This is a genomic window from Rhodococcus sp. 114MFTsu3.1, from assembly GCF_000383555.1.
GTDB classification, from domain to species: Bacteria; Actinomycetota; Actinomycetes; order Mycobacteriales; family Mycobacteriaceae; genus Rhodococcoides; species Rhodococcoides fascians_E.
Genome location: NZ_KB911555.1, coordinates 89,555 through 108,186, shown reverse-complemented (window position 1 = coordinate 108,186; position 18,632 = coordinate 89,555). Strand labels below are relative to the sequence as shown.

Genomic DNA, 18,632 nt, shown 5'->3' with positions numbered 1-18,632 from the left:
ATCTTCCACCTCCGTGAACCTTCGAGGGTCACGGCCCACCTCTCTGTCCCGTTCAGCGGGACGGGCCCGAGTCCAGGTCGTTGCACCCGACCTGCGCATCGCCGACAGTCCCGCCGCATCGGTGCTTCGCGTAGCCTCCGCCGACGGTCCGCTTTCCCGCGATATTGCCGCTCGCGCAACAGGATTGAGTATCGCTACGGTCAACCGTCAGGTCTCCGCCCTGCTCGGCGTCGGGTTGCTTCGCGAACGCGCCGATCTGACGGCCTCCGGTGCGATCGGCCGCCCACGCGTGCCGTTCGAGGTCAACCACGAGCCCTTCGCCACCATCGGAATCCACATCGGTGCCATCGTCACCGGCATCGTCGTCAGCGACCTGCGTGGTCGCATCCTCGGCGCCGTCGAGATCCCGACGCCGGGCGGCCCCGCCTCCGAAGCGTTGTCCGTGATCACCCGCAGCGCAGGCGCTTTCGCGGCGCGCTGGCACCGTCGAACTCCGCTCTGGGTGGGTGTCGCCCTCGGCGGTCGAGTCGACGGTGCGTCGGGCACGGTGGATCATCCCCGCCTCGGCTGGGAGAACGCCCAGGTCGGCGCCATCGTCGGTGGCGGTCTGGGGTTGCCCGTCTCCGTGTCCGGTCACGTCGAGGCGATGGCGGGCTCCGAACTGCTCCTGACGCCGGCGCGGGCGGACACGACGACGACCGGTACCAGCCTGTACTTCTATGCACGCGAGACCGCGGGAATCGCGTTGACGATCGACGGCCGGGTGCACACGCCCTCCACCGGACCCGGGTCGATCGCTCACCTGCCCACCGGATCGAACGTGCTGTGCCAGTGCGGAAACCGCGGATGCCTCGAAGCGACCGTGAGCGACCGCGCGGTGCTGGCCATCGCCGTCGAGCGTGGGGTTCTCCCGGCAGGATCGGGCGTCGCCGCGCTGTACCAGGCCGCACACGACGGCTCGGCGGCGGCGCAGCAGATCCTCGTCGAACGTGCGAAGGTGCTCGGTCGGACGGTCGGACTCCTGCGGGATCTGTTCAACCCCGATCGGGTGGTCCTCGGCGGACAGGCGTTCACCGAGTACGCCGCGGGTATTCCGTACGTCGCCGAGGCATTCGGCCAGACGTCGACGCTGCCGCGCAAGGACATTCGAATCTCCGGTTTCGGAAACAAGGTGCAGGAATTCGCTGCGGCCGTGGTGTCCCTCAGCTCGGTCTACTCCGATCCGCTCGCGTCGATGCGCCGGGCCGCCGCGTAACTCGCGCTCCGAGCAGTCGGGCAGTCGGGCACCCGGGCATGATGGGGGCATGACTGGATCGGTACGCCACGCCACGAGCCGAATCGACACCACGACGGCAGGCACGAACATCGTCTATCGAGTGAGCGGCGACGAGTCGCACCGCCCGCTCGTCCTGCTGCACGGGTGGGCGCAGTCGTCCGCGTGCTGGGGTGACCGGGTGTTGACGACGCTGGCGGAGTCGTACCGGGTGATCGCGGTCGACCTGCGGGGCCACGGTTACTCGGACGCGCCGAACACGGGGTACGGCGAATCGGCCAACTGGGCGGCAGACGTGCACGCGGTACTGACTGCCGAGGGAATCGAGCAGGACGCGGTTCTGCTCGGCTGGTCCTACGGCGGCCTGGTCATCTGCGACTACCTGGCCGCACACGGGACAGGGGCGGTCGCGGGCATCGTGCTCGTCGGCGCGATCACCAGCATCGGCAGGGGGGAAGCCGGTGGTCGAGTCGGCAGCGCGATGCGCGCGGCGATCCCGGACGCCATGTCGGAGGAGCCGCGGGTGGCCATCAAGGCGCTCGGCAGCTTCGGTCATGCACTGACAGGACCGATCGAGGGCGAAGCCCTGAAGGGGCCGATCGAGGGCAAAGGCGCGCAGGCTCAGGCCCTGTTCGGGGCGACGCTGTCCACGTTGCCCCGCGTCCGAGCAGCGCTGTTCGATCGGGCTGTCTCGCACGACGACCTGCTCGCGGGCCTCGACGTGCCCGCGCTGGTCCTCCACGGCACCGCGGACACCGTCGTCGACGTCTCCGCTGGTGAGCATGCTGCGTCGCTGATTCCGGCGGCAACCGCCTCGTTCTGGGAGGGTGTCGACCACGGCCCGTTCGTCGCCGATCCCGACCGGTTTCTGGCCGAGGTGACGGCCTTCGTCCAGGGTCTGTGAACCCACCCGGCGCGGGAGAGTGCAAACTGGTGTGGTGAGTGGTCGCCAGTTGAATCGGGTTGCAGTGTTGTCGTTGCATACCTCGCCGTTGGCGCAGCCGGGCATGGGGGATGCGGGCGGAATGAACGTCTACGTGCTCCAGAGCGCCAAGGAGCTGGCGAAACGGGGCGTCGAGGTGGAGATCTTCACCCGGGCGACGTCGTCGGCGGACAAGCCTCTCGAGGAAGCGGCGCCGGGCGTTCTGGTGCGCAACATCGTGGCAGGGCCGTTCGAGGGGCTCGACAAACAGGACCTCCCGACGCAGCTGTGCGCGTTCGCGGCAGGAGTCCTTCGTGAAGAGGCCCGGCACGACGCCGGCTACTACGATCTGGTCCATTCGCACTACTGGTTGTCCGGCCAGGTCGGATGGTTGGCCCGTGATCGCTGGGGCGTGCCGCTGGTCCACACGGCCCACACACTCGCCGCCGTCAAGAACGCGTCGTTGGCAGCGGGGGATTCCCCGGAACCGGCCGCGCGGCAGATCGGCGAGCAACAGGTGGTCGCCGAGGCGGACAGGCTCATCGCCAACACCGGCGAGGAAGCGAAGCAGCTGATCGAGATCTACCACGCATCGCCTCGATCGATCGACGTCGTCGCCCCCGGCGCCGACCTCGGCCGGTACCGGCCCGGTGACAAAGCCGCTGCGCGAGCCGAATTCGGTATCGATCCGTCGGAAACCGTGGTCGCCTTCGTCGGCCGGATCCAACCGCTCAAGGCCCCGGACGTGTTGTTGCGCGCCGCAGCGGAACTGGTGGCCGCTCGGCCGAGCCTTCCGCTGCGGGTGCTCGTGGTCGGAGGGCCGTCCGGCAGCGGCCTCGACCGCCCCGACAGCTTGATCGAACTCGCTGCAGAACTGGGTATTTCGACGCGAGTGACGTTCCTGCCGCCGCAGCCCTCCGAGAAACTCGTCCAGGTCTACCGTGCCGCCGACGTCGTGGCGGTGCCGAGCTACAACGAATCGTTCGGACTCGTCGCGATCGAAGCTCAGGCCAGCGGAACCCCGGTGATCGCAGCGGACGTCGGCGGGCTCGGGGTCGCCGTGCGGTCCGGGGAGACGGGCGTGCTCGTGCAGGGGCACCGGACCACGGAGTGGGCGCGAGCCCTCGGCACAATGCTCGCGGATCGAGATGGCCTGGCGCACATGGCGTCCGCGGCCCCGATCCACGCTGCGAACTTCTCGTGGGAACACACCGCGGAAGGCCTGCTGGACAGTTATCGTGCAGCACAGTTCCACTTCGACCGTCACGAGGCCCCGAGCGAGTTCTCGCCGCGGCGCGTGCGCGGACTGTCGAAGCTACGAAGGGCGGGGGCAACGGCATGAGCGAGCTGATCGAGCTGATCGATTCGGTACTGAGCGAACGCGAGCTCGAGTACCAACGCAAGGGGGACAACGCGTTCGTCGTCGAACTGCCGGGCGAGCGGAAGCTGAAGACGACCACGATCCTCACCGTCGGGCACCACGGCGTACGGATAGAGGCGTTCGTCTGCCGTAAACCGGACGAGAACTTCGAGGGCGTCTACAAATACCTGTTGCGCCGAAATCGACGGCTCTACGGAGTGCACTACACCCTGGACAAGGTAGGAGACATCTACCTCGTCGGACGGTTGTCCACCCATGCGGTGACGGGGGAGGAAATCGACCGAATACTCGGCCAGGTGCTCGAAGCCGCCGACGGAGATTTCAACGTTCTGCTCGAACTCGGCTTCGCCGAATCGATCAAACGCGAGTGGGCCTGGCGTGTGTCCCGGGGCGAGTCGTTGGCGAACTTGAAGGCCTTCGAACACCTGGTTACACCGTCGAAACTCGACAACTGATCGGACGTAACCGAGGGTTCGTACGCTTCGGTGCATGACCAGGCCAGAGGACGCCACGCCGCCGGTGCTTCAGATGTTCGGGTACGGCATGCAACACATCCTCTCGATGTTCGGCGGCGTCATCGCAGTGCCGATCATCGTCGGCGGCGCGGCGGGGCTATCCGGTACCGACCAGGCGCTGCTCATCTCCTGCGCTTTGTTCGTCAGCGGTGTCGCGACGGTGCTGCAGACGGTCGGCGTGCCGTTCTTCGGTTCGCAACTGCCACTGGTACAGGGTATTTCGTTCGCCGCCGTCTCCACCATGCTGACCATCATCGTCGGGGCAGAGAACGGCGAGACCGGCCTGCGAACCGTGCTGGGCTCGGTGATCGTCGCCGCGCTGATCGGCCTCGCCGTCGCACCGTTCTTCTCGAAAGTGGTGAAGTTCTTTCCGCCCATCGTCACCGGATCGATCATCACGGTCATCGGACTGTCGCTGATGCCCGTCGCGGCCCGGTGGATCACCGGGCAGGAAATGGTCGGCGGCGCACCGAATCCGGAGTACCTCGACGTCGGCAACATCGGATTGGCGATGTTCACTCTGCTCGTGGTGCTGATCCTGACGAAGACCCCCACGGTGTCGCGGCTGTCGATTCTGCTGGGACTTCTCGTGGGCACGATCGCCGCATTCGTCTTCGGAAAAACAGATTTCGACGGTGTCGGCGATGCGGACATCGTGGCACTGCCGACACCGTTCGCATTCGGCAGTCCCATCTTCGCCGTGGGCGCCATCATCTCGATGACCATCGTGATTCTGGTGATCATGGTCGAGACCACGGCCGACATCCTCGCCGTCGGTGAGGTCGTGGGCACCGACGTCGACACCCGGCGCGTCGGCGACGGTCTACGCGCGGACATGCTGTCCTCGGCGATCGCTCCGGTCTTCAACTCGTTCCCCGCCACCGCGTTCGCGCAGAACGTGGGGCTCGTCGCGATGTCCGGAGTGAAAAGTCGATTCGTCGTTGCCGTGGGCGGTGGAGTGCTTGCGCTGCTGGGTCTTTCGCCGATTCTCGCGGCGGTCGTCGGTGTGATTCCGCTTCCCGTACTCGGCGGGGCGGGCATCGCACTGTTCGGGACCGTCGCGGCCAGTGGCATCCGCACACTCGGCAAGGTGAACTACGACAACAACAACAATCTCGTCATCGTCGCGGTGACACTTGCCTTCGGGCTGATTCCCGTTGTGGCGGGCGACTTCTGGGACGAGTTCCCGGACTGGTTCGTCACTGTGTTCCACTCCGGCATCAGCGCCGCGAGCATCGTCGCGGTGATACTCAATCTCTTCTTCAACGTCTTCCGACCCGGCACGCCCGAGGACCCTTCGATCGTCGCTGCGGGCCCCGCCGTCATGGTGCGCGACGACGAAGCCGACGTCCCGAGAGACCGTGACGGGAGCAGCGTCGACGGCCGGAAACCGAACCCCCGGGACCCGGAGGCGTAAGGCGCGAAATCATGCGGGTAACCCGAGCGAGTAGTAGCGTCCGCAATCAGACAAACTAGCCACACACCGATCGCGTGTTCACGAGACCCGCGAACACGCAGCAGCGCCACCGTGCTGCACCGAACACTGGAGGAAGTTTTGACCGTCGTTCCCCGCTCACACACCCGCAGACTGGTATTCGGGGGAGTCGCGTCGCTCGGGGCGGTCGCACTCGTCGCTGGATGTGGCTCCGCCCCCGAGGACAGTGGATCGGATTCCGGTGGCACAGCAGCAGGCGACTTCAAGCCCTGCATGGTGTCCGACGCAGGTGGCTTCGACGACAAGTCGTTCAACCAGCTCAGCTTCGAGGGGTTGACCAACGCCTCCGAAGAGCTCGGTGTCGAGCCCATCACCGTCGAATCGGCGTCGCCGACGGACTACAACCCCAACCTGAACAACCTGATCGACCAGGGATGTTCGCTGATCCTGACCGTCGGATTCGACCTCGCCGACGCCACCAAGGCCGCCGCCGAAGCGAACACCGACATCGACTTCGCCATCATCGACGATTCCAGCATCGACCTGCCGAACGTCAAACCGCTGACCTACGACGCGGCCCAGGGCGGATTCCTCGCCGGCTACGCCGCTGCGAGCTTCTCCAAGACCGGTGTCGTCGGTACTTTCGGTGGCTCACAACTGCCCACCGTCACCATCTTCATGGACGGATTCGCCGACGGCGTCAACTACTTCAACGAGCAGAAGAACGGCAACGTTCGCGTCATCGGCTGGGACGTCCCGGCCCAGAACGGCTCGTTCACCGGCGGTTTCGAAGCCAACGCCGTCGCCAAGAACACCGCTCAAGGCCTCATCGACCAGAACGCGGACGTCATCTTCCCCGTCGGTGGACCGATCTACCAGAGCGCGGCACAGGCAATCCGTGATTCCTCGCGTCCCGTCGCTCTGATCGGTGCCGACGCGGACGTCTACGTATCCGACCCGTCCGTCGGCGACCTGCTCCTCACGTCGGTCACCAAGGGCCTGCAGACCAGCGTCGACGAAATCGTCGCCTCCTCGGGTGACGGATCGTTCGACAACGCACCCTACGTCGGCACCCTCGAGAACGACGGTGTCGGCATCGCACCGTTCCACGACTTCGAGTCCCAGGTGGACCCGGCACTGCAGGGCGAACTCGACACGATCAAGGCAGGCATCATCGACGGTTCGATCACCGTCGAGTCCCCGTCCTCGCCCAAGTGACGTGAAACTCGAACTACAGGGCATCACGAAGAGGTTCGGCTCGCTCGTCGCGAACGATTCCATCGACCTCGTCGTCGAGCCGGGAGAGATCGTGTGCCTGCTCGGCGAGAACGGGGCAGGCAAGTCGACGCTGATGAACGTTCTCAGCGGCCTGTATCGCGCCGAGGAAGGCAAGATTCTGCTCGACGGCGTCGAGCAGAATTTCGCCGGCCCCGGTGAGGCCATGAGCGCCGGAATCGGCATGGTGCACCAGCACTTCATGCTGATTCCGGTCTTCACCGTCGCCGAGAACATCATCCTCGGGCACGAGACAACCAAATCCGGAGGCAGACTGGATCTCGCCGCCGCCCGGAAGCTGGTGCGGGAGATTTCGTCGCGCTTCGGTTTCGACCTCGACCCGGACGCCAGGATCGACGACCTCCCCGTGGGCGTTCAGCAGCGCGTGGAGATCATCAAGGCGCTCAGCCGTGACGCCAAGGTGTTGGTGTTCGACGAGCCGACGGCTGTGCTCACGCCGCAGGAAACCGACGACCTGATGCGCATCATGCGTGAATTGGCTGAATCCGGCACGGCCATCGTGTTCATCACCCACAAGCTTCGCGAAGTGCGTGAGGTGGCGGACCGCATCACCGTCATCCGGCTCGGCAAAGTCGTCGGCGAAGCGGAACCGACGGCAACCAACGCCGAACTGGCTGCCCTCATGGTCGGACGCGATGTGCAGCTCACGGTGTCGAAGGAACCGGCGACGCCCGGGGATGCCGCGCTGGTCGTGAGAAATCTGACGGTCTTCGACGGAGCCGGTCAGAAGGTCGTCGACGATGTCAGCCTCGAGGTCCACCGAGGTGAGATCCTCGCCGTCGCCGGTGTACAGGGCAACGGGCAGAGCGAATTCGTCGAGGCCCTCCTGGGAGCGCGCGAGCAGATCAGCGGCGAGATCGAGCTCGACGGTCGCTCTCTCGTCGGCGCATCCGTGCACGACGTGCTCGGCGCAGGTGTCGGCTTCGTGCCCGAGGACCGCACGGTCTACGGACTCGTCGGCGAGTTCTCGATCGCGGAGAACCTCATGCTGGACAGGTCGACGGGGGAGCCGTTCGTTCGTCGCGGCGCCATCCGACGCGAGTATCTGGACACGTTCGCCGCCGAGAAGGTCGAGGAGTTCGACGTCCGAACTCCGGGAATCGACACACGCGTCGGGCGGCTGTCCGGCGGTAATCAGCAGAAGGTCGTGCTCGCTCGCGAACTGAGCCGAGACCTCCGGCTGTTCGTCGCGTCGCAGCCGACACGAGGTATCGACGTCGGCTCGATCGAGTTCGTGCACAAGCGGATCGTCGCGACTCGGGACTCCGGTGTGCCGGTGATCGTCGTCTCCAGCGAACTCGACGAAGTCTCGGCGCTCGCCGATCGAATTGCAGTCATTTACCGCGGGACCATCGTCGGCATCGTGCCTGCCGACACGTCCCGCGAAGTTCTAGGTGTGATGATGGGTGGAGAGAAGCATGGCTGAAACGCCTGCACCGTCGCGGTCCCATGTGGTTCTGCGGCAGATATTCACCGGAAGCGCGATCATTTCCGTGCTCGCCGTGTTCATGGCGGTGATCGTCGGAGCAGTGCTGATCGCCGTCACCGACGATCAGGTGCAGGAGACCGCCGGATACTTCTTCTCGCGGCCGTCGGACATGCTGGTGGCGGTCTGGGACGCAGTGTCGGGGGCGTATTCGTCCCTGTTCCAGGGGTCGGTGTACAACTTTCGGCGACCCGGATTCGAGAACGGCATCCGGCCGCTCATGGAGACACTGACCTTCGCGACGCCATTGATCGTCGCCGGTCTCGGTGTGGCACTTGCCTTCCGGGTCGGAATGTTCAACATCGGTGGCCGCGGCCAGATGCTCATCGCCGCGGCGTGCGCCGGGTGGGTCGGTTTCTCGCTGCAGCTCCCGGCGGGGATTCACCTGATCCTGGCGATCCTCGCGGGTGTCGTCGGCGGCGCGGTGTGGGGCGGTATCGCCGGAGTGCTCAAGGCGCGCACCGGTGCCCACGAAGTCATCGTCACGATCATGCTCAACTACGTCGCGTTCTACCTCGTCGCATATCTGTTGCGCACACCGGGCGCACTGCAAGCACCCGGGCAGAACAACCCCAAGACCGCAGCGATGGAATCGACGGCGGTCTTCCCGAAGCTGTTCGGTGACCGCTATTCCCTGCATCTCGGTTTCGTCCTCGTCGTCGTGGTGACCGTCGCGGTCTGGTGGCTTCTCGAACGATCATCGTTGGGATTCCGCTTCCGCGCCGTCGGCGAGAACCCGCATGCGTCGAAGATCGCGGGCATCGATGTCAATCGGATGTACCTGTACGCGATGGTGATGTCCGGCGCCCTGGTCGGCTTGGCAGGTGTCGCCCAGGTTCTGGGCACGGTCACCACCGGTTTCGGCGCGGACATCGACGCAGGCATCGGATTCGACGCCATCACCGTGGCCCTGCTCGGCCGTTCCAAACCGTGGGGAGTGTTCTTCGCGGGCATACTGTTCGGTGCCTTCAAAGCCGGTGGATTCGCGATGCAGGCGGCCGAGGGCATCCCCATCGACATCGTTCTCGTCGTGCAATCGGTCATCGTCCTGTTCATCGCGGCGCCTCCGCTGGTGCGAGCTGTCTTCCGATTACCGCCACCGGGAGCCGAGACCGCGGCCCGCGCCGACACCGCGAAGGTGGGAGCACTGTGACCACCCTCGACACGGCGCCGGAGGTACTGACGCCGAAGCGAAGCTGGAAGGTACCGGGCGTCCTCGGTGCAGCGACTCTGCTCGGGCTGATCCTGTTCGTCCTGCGCGGCAAATCCGGTACGACCACCTTCGGCCTCGCCAGCGAGAACGACTTCTTCGCGCTCCCGGCAGTGGGAGTCCCGACCGGGGCGACCGGAATTCTCGTCGTCGCGGCATTGGCTGCGATTCTCGCGTTCTCCGTCTGGAACGTACTGCGCCACAGGACAACGCCGCTGTGGCTCCTCGCAGTGTTCGCAGTGCTGTTCGTACTCGGGTTCCTGACGTGGGCCGCCGCCGGAGCAACCGTGCCCGTGCCCGGACTGCTCATCGGCGCCGTCGCACTCAGCACACCGCTGATCTTCGGCGCGATGGGCGGCGTCATCTCCGAACGCGTCGGCGTCATCAACATCGCCATCGAAGGCCAGCTTCTGTCCGGCGCCTTCGTCAGCGCCGTCGTCGCGTCGATCACCGGATCCGCCTACGTGGCTTTGCTCGCCGCATTGCTGGCCGGAGCGTTGACCGCGGCACTGCTGGCGATGTTCTCCATCAAGTACTTCGTCAACCAGGTCATCGTCGGCGTCGTACTGAACGTTCTGGTCGTGGGACTGACGAGCTTCCTGTACTCGGTCGTGCTCACGAAGAATCCCGAGACCCTCAACTCCCCGCCGCGGTTCGGGCGCATCGAGATTCCGGTGCTGTCCCAGATCCCCGTGATCGGCCCCGTGCTGTTCCGCCAGACCCTGATCGTCTACATGATGTACTTTGTCGTCGCGCTGGTGTGGTTCGGTCTGTTCCACACCAAGTGGGGTCTGCGTCTGCGCGCCGTCGGTGAACACCCGCAGGCTGCGGACACCGTCGGTATAAACGTCGCGCGTACCCGCTTCTGGAACGTCTGCCTCGCCGGAGCCATCGCCGGCCTGGGCGGTGCGTACTTCACCCTCGGATCGGTCGGCGCATTCGGTAAGGAAATGACCGCGGGTGCCGGTTACATCGCCTTGGCCGCAGTCATTTTCGGCCGATGGGACCCGATACGCGCAACGCTGGCGGCCCTGCTGTTCGGCTTCGCGTCGAACCTGCAGAACGTGCTCGGCATCATCGGCTCGCCCGTTCCGAGCGAGTTCATGCTGATGCTCCCGTACGTGGTCACGATCTTCGCGGTCGCCGGTCTCGTCGGTCACGTGCGTGGTCCCGCCGCTGCCGGTAAGCCGTACGTGAAGTCCTGACTCGCCAGTAGGTCACCTGTCGGTTGTGACCGCGTTCACTGTAGGGTTTCGGACATATTGCCGTAAGCGTGTTCGAAGGAGAGTCATGAGCTTCAACAGCCCCTTTCCCGACGTAGAGATACCGAACCTGAGTGTCTACGACTACCTCTTCGGTTCCATCACGGACGCCGACCTGGAGAAGCCCGCCCTCATCGACGGCGCCTCGGGGGATGTCACGACGTACCAGGCTCTCATCGGCCAGATCAACGGCATCGCAGGAGCACTCGCCGCGCGCGGGCTAGAGGTGGGCGACGTCGTCGGCCTGCATTCGCCCAACGTGCCCGCGTTCGCCGCGGTCCTCCACGGCATCCTGCGCGCAGGCGGCACCGCGACCACGATCAACGCGCTGTACACCGCCGAGGACATCGCCAAGCAGCTCACCGGGTCCGGCGCGAAGTTCCTGTTCACCGTCTCGCCGCTGTACCCGCAGGCCAAGGCCGCCGCGGAGAAAGTCGGTATCGACGACGACCACGTCATCGTTCTCGACGGCGCCGAAGGCCACCCGAATCTGCGCGACCTGCTGACCCAGGGCGCGCCCGCCCCCGACGTGACGTTCGATCCCGCAACCCAGGTCGCCGTGCTTCCGTACTCGTCCGGAACGACCGGTGTGCCGAAGGGCGTCATTCTCACGCACCGCAACCTCGTCGCCAACGTCGCGCAGATGGAACCCCGCGTCGGCATCGACACCGACGACGCGATCCTCGCGCTGCTGCCGTTCTTCCACATCTACGGCCTGACAGTGCTTCTCAACATCGCCCTGAAACTGCGTGCACGACTGGTCACCATGCCCAAGTTCGACCTCGTCGAATTCCTGCGCATCATCCAGGACAACAAGCTGACCTACCTCTTCATCGCACCCCCCGTCGCCGTTGCACTCGCCAAGCACCCCTTGGTGGACCAGTACGACCTCTCCAGCGTGCACACCATCTTCTCCGGCGCAGCCCCGCTCGACGAAGAACTAGGCAAGGCCGTCGCGGCTCGGCTGAACACCCGCATCCGTCAGGGATACGGCATGAGCGAGCTCAGCCCGGTCAGCCACGCAATCCCGTTCGACCGCGACGACATGCCGCTCAGCTCCGTCGGCCTCCCGCTGGCCAACACCGTCAACAAGCTCGTCGACCCCGAGACCCTCGAGGAAATCGACATTCCGGCAGAAGGACGGTCCAAGCCGGGCGAACTGTGGGTCAAGGGGCCGAACGTCATGGCCGGCTACCTCAACAACCCGACCGCTACCGCAGAGACCCTCGACGACGACGGCTACCTGCACACCGGAGACATCGCAGTCGTCGACTCCGAGGGCGTCGTCTACATCGTGGACAGGCTCAAGGAACTCATCAAGTACAAGGGTTACCAGGTTCCGCCCGCCGAGCTCGAAGCTCTGCTGCTCACCCACCCCGAAATCGCCGACGCCGCCGTCATCGGTGTACTCGACGACGAGGGCGAGGAAGTGCCGAAGGCCTTCGTCGTGTTGCAGGCCGATGCGGCGATCGACGAGGACGGCGTCATCGCCTTCGTCGCCGAGCGGGTCTCACCGCACAAGAAGGTCCGCAAGGTCCAGTTCATCGACACGGTTCCGAAGTCCGCTGCGGGCAAGATCCTGCGCAAGGACCTCAGGGCCGCGGAAGTAGCACAGTAGGACCTCCGGGAGTGGTGTGACAATCACGTGCTCAGCATTCGGATTCCCGCCTGCGTAGGACGGAACTGTCACACCACGCCCAGTCGTTCGGGTAGTAAAGATGTATGGACGTCACAGTCGACATCGCTCAAGGCACGATCCGCGGTCAACAGAGCGGACCGGTCACCTCTTTTCTCGGAATTCCCTACGCCGAAGCGCCGTTCGGTGCCCGCAGGTTCGCGGCGCCCAGCGCACCCCCGTCGTGGAGCGGTGTCCGAGATGCCGTGACGTTCGGGGCCACGGCCCCCAAGATCGGATACCGACCGCCCGTCAGCGACATACTCACCGAGCCAGTGGTTCCCGGTGACGAATGCCTGAACGTGAACGTGTGGACACCCGACGTGTCCGCGTCGGGACTGCCGGTGTTCGTCTGGATCCACGGCGGGGCATTCGTGAACGGGAGCAACGCCGTACCCATCTACGACGGCTCGGCGTTCGCGCGGGACGGCATCGTCGTCGTCACCGTCAACTACCGTCTCGGCGCCGACGGATTCGCGAGAATCGACGGAGCGCCTGCCAACCGAGGTCTCCTGGACCAGGTCGCCGCACTGAGGTGGGTGCGTGACAACATCGCTGCCTTCGGCGGAGACCCGAACACGGTGACCGTTGCCGGTGAATCGGCAGGGGCGATGAGCGTCGGGACCCTGATGTCGATGCCGTCGGCGGAGGGGCTCTTCCGGCGCGCGATACTGCAGAGCGGGGCGGGCTACCACGTCATCACCGAGGGTACTGCCACGAAAGTAGCCGAGGCGCTTGCCGATTCGCTCGGCGTGCAACCCGATGTGAACGGTTTCGGTTCTGTGCCGGTGGAAGCGTTCGTCGACGCTCAGCGTGAGCTCGGCGACCGCGTCACCGCGGAAGCCCCGACCGGAGCGTGGGGTGAACTGGCGTTCAACATGATGCCGTTCGAGCCCTATGTCGACGGAGATGTCGTGCCCGACGTTCCGCACCGGAGAATCGCCGCAGGCGCGGGCTCGGAGATCGATGTTCTGATCGGCACCACCAGCGAGGAGTTCGCGTTCTTCCTGGTGCCGGCCGGTGTCGTCGGGTACGTGGACGAGGCACGGGTTCGAGCCGCGATCGGCGCGTACGGTGCCGACGTCGAGCAGACACTCGACGTCTACCGGGCGCAGCTGCCCGACGCGTCACCCGGCGAACTGCTCATCGCGGTGATCACCGACTGGTTCTTCCGCATCCCCGCCGTACGCGTCGCGGAGACCCGCGGCGGAAACGCCTTCGTCTACGAGTTCACGTGGCGATCCACTCTCTTCGACGGCGCCCTCGGGGCATGTCATGCCCTGGAAATACCGTTCGTGTTCGACCTGCTGGACAAACCGGAGACGGCGCGCATCACCGGAGCGAACCCACCCCAGCAGGTGGCCGACGACATGCACCGAGCCTGGGTCGACTTCGTGCGCGACGGCTCGCCCGGCTGGTCCCGGTACGGGGCGGATCGATCGGTGATGATGTTCGGCGACCGGACCGAAGTGGTCGACGACCCCCGTGCGTCGACGAGGGAAGTCTGGGCCGGGGTGCGCTGACGAGGTCTCGTTTCACAGGTAAGGCGTCGACAACGGGTCTATAGTCACCACCAACCTGCGGGCTGGAGTGGCAATGGACGCTTTGGATCTATCGAGGTGGCAGTTCGGAATCACGACTGTCTATCACTTCGTATTGGTGCCGCTGACCATCGGTCTCGCGCCGATGGTCGCGATCATGCAGACGATGTGGATGATCACCGGGAAGGACTCCTGGTACCGGCTCACCAAGTTCTTCGGCAAGCTTCTGCTGATCAACTTCGCGCTCGGCGTCGCCACCGGAATCGTTCAGGAGTTCCAGTTCGGCATGAACTGGAGTGAGTACTCGCGGTTCGTCGGCGACGTCTTCGGTGCTCCGTTGGCGATGGAAGGTCTCGTCGCGTTCTTCCTCGAATCCACGTTCCTCGGACTGTGGATCTTCGGCTGGGAACGACTGCCTCGGGGCGTCCACCTCGCGACCATCTGGCTCGTCGCGATCGGTGTGAACGCGTCGGGATACTTCATCGTCGTCGCGAACTCGTTCATGCAGCATCCCGTCGGCGCGGAGTACAACGCCGAGTCCGGCCGGGCGCAGCTGACCTCGATCGGTGACCTGCTGTCGAACAATACTGCGCTGGTTGCCTATCCACACGTCATCGCCGGCGCATTCCTGACGGCCGGAACCTTCGTCGCCGGTATCTCCGGCTGGTGGATGGTGCGAAACATGCGTCGGGGCCGCGAACAGGAAGCTCGTGAACTGTTCCGTCCGGCAACACGTCTCGCGCTGTTGGTGATGGTCGTGGCAGGCGTCGCCGTGGCGTGGACGGGGGACTCGCAAGGCAAGCTGATGTTCGTGCAACAGCCGATGAAGATGGCGTCGGCGGAATCGCTGTGCAACACCGAGACCGACCCCGACTTCTCGGTCCTCACGATCGGCACGCACAACAACTGCGACAGCGTGACATCGGTGATCGAATTACCCTTCGTGCTCCCGTTCCTCGCGGAAGGCAAGTTCTCCGGAGTGACACTGCAAGGCGTCGAACAGTTGCAGGAGCAGTACGAGCAGGAATTCGGACCGGGCAATTACACACCCAATCTCTTCGTCACGTACTGGTCGTTCCGAATGATGATCGGGCTCGCCGCTGGATCGGCCGCGCTGGCGCTCGCCGGGCTGTGGGTCACCAGGCGCGGGCGGGTGCCCGATCAGCGCTGGTACTCGTGGCTGGCGTTGATCGCCATACCGATGCCGTTCCTCGCCAACAGCGCCGGCTGGATCTTCACCGAAATGGGCCGACAACCGTGGATGGTGCACCCCAACCCGACCGGCGTGGACATGATCCGGTTGACCGTCGACCAAGGTGTGTCCGGGCATTCCGCCGCAACCGTGTGGATTTCCATCGTCACCTTCACGCTGCTGTACGGGGCACTGGGCGTCGTGTGGCTGAAGCTGATGATCCGATACGCGAAGGAAGGCCCCATGGATCACGACAGAACACCGCCGGATCCTGCTGAACCGAAGCAACTTTCGTTCGAGTACTAGGAGGCGACGATGGCCGAGATGTGGTTCGTGATCGTCGCAGTACTCTTCGTCGGCTACTTCCTACTGGAGGGCTTCGACTTCGGCGTCGGAATGCTGATGCCGATCGTGGGGCGGCGCACCGATATCCCGCCGGACGTTCGACGTCGGGTCGTATTGAACACGATCGGACCGGTGTGGGACGGCAACGAGGTCTGGTTGATCACCGCGGGCGGCGCACTGTTCGCAGCCTTCCCGGACTGGTACGCAACCCTGTTCTCCGGCTTCTACCTTCCGCTGCTGCTGATCCTGGTGGCCCTGATCCTGCGGATCGTCGCGATCGAATGGCGCGCGAAGATCGACGACGACAACTGGCGCCGACGATGCGACTGGGGGATCGTCTTCGGGTCATGGGTTCCGGCCGTGATGTGGGGCGTCGCCTTCGCCAACATCGTGCGCGGGGTCGAGATCGATGCGCAGAAGCAAGTGGTGTCCAGCCTCGTCGATCTGCTGAATCCGTACGCCCTGTTGGGCGGCGTCACCACCGCCGTGGTGTTCGCACTCCACGGCGCGGTGTTCCTCGCACTGAAATCGGCCGACGAGATCCGCGAGGACGCAGTCGCCATCGCAGCCAGGCTCGCGGTACCTGCCGTGCCGATCGCCGGATCCTTCGTACTGTGGACCCAGATCGCGTACGGCAAGGGATGGACCTGGATCCTCGTCGGCCTCGCCGCGGCAGCCCTTCTGGGCGTCGTGGTCTTCACCCGAGACGAGAAGGAAGGACGTGCCTTCGCGCTCACGTCGATCGCCGTCGTCAGTACCGTGACACTGCTGTTCGCGTCGCTGTTTCCCAATGTCATGCCGTCCACCCTCGACCCGGCCTACAACCTGACCATCGCGAACGCGTCGTCCAGCCCGTACACACTGACCGTCATGACCTGGGTCGCCGCCTTCATGACGCCCGTCGTGATCCTGTACCAGGCATGGACGTACTGGGTCTTCCGTCAGCGCATCTCCAGCACCGCCATCGGACAGTCCCACGGATTGAAATGGGCGGGGCGTAGCTGACCCTGTTTCTGTAGAAGGGGTGCCAGGTCAGGACCTTCGCCCGAAATGTCCGATAAACGTGTGCAGCACAAGACAATTCGGTCTGCTCTGGCCTATCGTCGACGCCTGTGAACCAACCGACGAGTAAGTTCAGGCTCAACCCCATGCGCCCGCGTGACGCAGCAGAACCGCATCGCGCCGCGAGTCCGCTGGAGTTGTTCTTCGACCTGGTGTTCGTGGTCGCCGTCAGTATCGCGGCGGTTCAGCTGCATCACGCGTTGACCGAGAACCACGTCCTCGACGGTATTGCCAGCTACCTCATGGTGTTCTTCGCCATCTGGTGGGCATGGATGAACTTCACCTGGTTCGCGACGTCGTTCGACACCGACGATTGGCTGTATCGCGTACTGACGGTGGTGCAGATGGCGGGCGTGCTCGTGCTTGCCGCGGGAATCGAACCGGCGTTCACCGACAAGGACTTCACGATTCCGGTGCTGGGCTACGTCGTGATGCGTATCGCGATGGTGGCGCAGTGGATTCGAGCGTCGAGGGCGCCCGAGCACCGGAAGACGGCGTTGATCTACGCGTCCGGTATCACGGCCGTTCAAGTGCTGTGGGTTCTCTGGCTGCTGGTCCCGCAGAGTCCGGTGCAGATCGTTCTGTTCGTGGTGTTCGCGGCACTGGAGATCTCGATTCCCGTCGTCGCCGAGAAGTCCGGTGGCACAACACCGTGGCACCCGCATCACATCACCGAGCGATACGGACTGTTCACGCTCATCCTCCTCGGCGAATCACTTCTCGCGTCGGCCAACGCCATCATCGAAGCTCTCCACGACGAGACCGCGCTCGCGCCACTGATCTCCATCTCGGTGCTGACGCTCGTGGTCACCGCCGGACTGTGGTGGATCTATTTCTGGCCGCCACATCACCGTGCGATCGGTGGATTCGGCACGTCACTGACCTACGGTTACATGCACTACTTCATCTTCGCCGCGGCCGGCGCGTTCTCGGCAGGCATCGAAGTGGAGATCGACGTGCTGACCCATCACAGCGAGCTCGGCGACGTCGCCGCATCGTTCACCGTGACGGTGCCCATCGCAGTGTTCGTCCTCGGCATCTGGTTCATCGCTATCAAAGACAACGCGGATCGCGTCGTCAACACCGTCGTTCCCGTCGGCGCCCTCCTGGTCCTCCTCGACCCGGTCATTCCCATCCCGATCACGCTGACGGCCGTCGTGATGGCGGTGATCGTGGCGGTGCTCGTCGTACACCGTCCCGTCGACGCGGCGCACCACGAAACCGGGCATGAGAAACTCTCCTCATGAGTATCGGAACCTTGATTCTGCTCCGCCACGGCGAGAGCGAATGGAATGCGTCGAACCAGTTCACCGGGTGGCAGGACGTTCGCCTCACCGACAAGGGCGAAGCAGAGGGCAAGCGCGCAGGTGAGCTGCTGAAGGAAGCAGGAGTGCTCCCCGACGTGCTGTACACCTCGCTGCTGCGTCGCGCGATCAGTACCGCGAACATCGCCCTCGACGCCGCGGACCGGCACTGGATCCCCGTCGTCCGCGACTGGAAACTCAACGAACGTCACTACGGCGCGCTGCAGGGACTGAACAAGGCTGAGACGAAGGACAAGTACGGCGACGAGCAGTTCATGCTGTGGCGTCGCAGCTACGACACCCCGCCGCCGCCCATCGAGGTAGGCAGTGAATTCAGCCAGGACAGCGATCCCCGATACGCAGACCTCGACAGCGTTCCACTCACCGAGTGCCTGAAGGACGTCGTCGACCGGCTCATCCCGTACTTCGAAGACGTCATCGTCGCCGAACTGAAGGCGGGCAAGAACGTGCTCGTCGCCGCACACGGCAACTCGCTGCGCGCTCTCGTGAAGTACCTCGACGAGATCTCCGACGCCGACATCGCCGGCCTCAACATCCCGACGGGCATTCCCCTGCAGTACGACTTCGTCGACGGCGAAGGCAAGCTGGTGCCGTCGAACCCGGGCGGAACATACCTCGACCCCGAAGCCGCCGCCGCAGGAGCCGCCGCGGTCGCCAATCAGGGCGGCAAGTAAGGCCCCGGTCCGAAACAGCAGGTGAACGATCGAAGAAC

General features: G+C 64.8%; 15 protein-coding genes. All 15 read left to right on the top strand.

Annotated elements, in window-relative coordinates; genetic code table 11:
• The first annotated feature begins 13 nt into the window (after positions 1-13).
• The 15 genes from H292_RS0119990 (at position 14) to H292_RS0119920 (ending at position 18,594) form a co-directional block, all read left to right on the top strand.
• Positions 14-1,255, top strand: coding sequence for an ROK family transcriptional regulator (locus H292_RS0119990; RefSeq protein ID WP_230620902.1), 1,242 nt, complete (start codon positions 14-16; stop codon positions 1,253-1,255).
• 49 nt (positions 1,256-1,304) lie between these two features.
• Positions 1,305-2,177, top strand: coding sequence for an alpha/beta fold hydrolase (locus H292_RS0119985; RefSeq protein ID WP_020112538.1), 873 nt, complete (start codon positions 1,305-1,307; stop codon positions 2,175-2,177).
• A 31-nt stretch (positions 2,178-2,208) separates the two neighbouring features.
• Positions 2,209-3,537 (top strand): D-inositol-3-phosphate glycosyltransferase, encoded by a 1,329-nt coding sequence (gene mshA, locus H292_RS0119980; RefSeq protein ID WP_027498942.1) that lies wholly within the window; start codon positions 2,209-2,211, stop codon positions 3,535-3,537.
• A complete protein-coding gene (locus H292_RS0119975; protein ID WP_019666534.1) occupies positions 3,534-4,031 on the top strand; it encodes a YbjN domain-containing protein in 498 nt (165 codons plus the stop codon). Before mshA ends, H292_RS0119975 begins: the two co-directional genes overlap by 4 nt.
• 34 nt (positions 4,032-4,065) lie before the next feature.
• On the top strand, positions 4,066-5,508 hold the full coding sequence (locus H292_RS0119970) for a nucleobase:cation symporter-2 family protein (RefSeq protein ID WP_020112536.1): 1,443 nt from the start codon (positions 4,066-4,068) through the stop codon (positions 5,506-5,508).
• Between the two features lie 138 nt (positions 5,509-5,646).
• Positions 5,647-6,744 carry a BMP family lipoprotein gene (locus H292_RS0119965; RefSeq protein WP_027498941.1) on the top strand — a complete coding sequence of 366 codons (1,098 nt, stop codon included), beginning with the start codon at positions 5,647-5,649 and terminating at the stop codon, positions 6,742-6,744.
• Between the two features lies 1 nt (position 6,745).
• Positions 6,746-8,248 carry an ABC transporter ATP-binding protein gene (locus H292_RS0119960; RefSeq protein ID WP_020112534.1) on the top strand — a complete coding sequence of 501 codons (1,503 nt, stop codon included), beginning with the start codon at positions 6,746-6,748 and terminating at the stop codon, positions 8,246-8,248.
• A complete protein-coding gene (locus tag H292_RS0119955; protein ID WP_230595781.1) occupies positions 8,241-9,461 on the top strand; it encodes an ABC transporter permease in 1,221 nt (406 codons plus the stop codon). The genes H292_RS0119960 and H292_RS0119955 overlap by 8 nt, the downstream gene beginning before the upstream one ends.
• Positions 9,458-10,723, top strand: coding sequence for an ABC transporter permease (locus tag H292_RS0119950; protein WP_019666529.1), 1,266 nt, complete (start codon positions 9,458-9,460; stop codon positions 10,721-10,723). The genes H292_RS0119955 and H292_RS0119950 overlap by 4 nt, the downstream gene beginning before the upstream one ends.
• 85 nt (positions 10,724-10,808) lie before the next feature.
• Positions 10,809-12,398, top strand: a complete 1,590-nt coding sequence (locus H292_RS0119945; protein WP_019666528.1) for an AMP-binding protein — start codon at positions 10,809-10,811, stop codon at positions 12,396-12,398.
• A 104-nt stretch (positions 12,399-12,502) separates the two neighbouring features.
• Positions 12,503-13,978, top strand: coding sequence for a carboxylesterase/lipase family protein (locus H292_RS0119940; RefSeq protein WP_020112532.1), 1,476 nt, complete (start codon positions 12,503-12,505; stop codon positions 13,976-13,978).
• A 73-nt stretch (positions 13,979-14,051) separates the two neighbouring features.
• On the top strand, positions 14,052-15,494 hold the full coding sequence (locus tag H292_RS0119935; RefSeq protein ID WP_026348042.1) for a cytochrome ubiquinol oxidase subunit I: 1,443 nt from the start codon (positions 14,052-14,054) through the stop codon (positions 15,492-15,494).
• A 9-nt stretch (positions 15,495-15,503) separates the two neighbouring features.
• Positions 15,504-16,538, top strand: a complete 1,035-nt coding sequence (gene cydB / locus H292_RS0119930) for a cytochrome d ubiquinol oxidase subunit II (protein WP_020112530.1) — start codon at positions 15,504-15,506, stop codon at positions 16,536-16,538.
• Positions 16,539-16,681: 143 nt separating this feature from the next.
• Complete coding sequence (locus H292_RS0119925; protein WP_020112529.1) at positions 16,682-17,842, top strand: low temperature requirement protein A; 1,161 nt, start codon at positions 16,682-16,684, stop codon at positions 17,840-17,842.
• The gene (locus H292_RS0119920; RefSeq protein WP_019666523.1) at positions 17,839-18,594 is read left to right on the top strand and encodes a phosphoglyceromutase; all 756 of its coding nucleotides are present in this window, start codon (positions 17,839-17,841) and stop codon (positions 18,592-18,594) included. Before H292_RS0119925 ends, H292_RS0119920 begins: the two co-directional genes overlap by 4 nt.
• Positions 18,595-18,632: the final 38 nt, after the last annotated feature.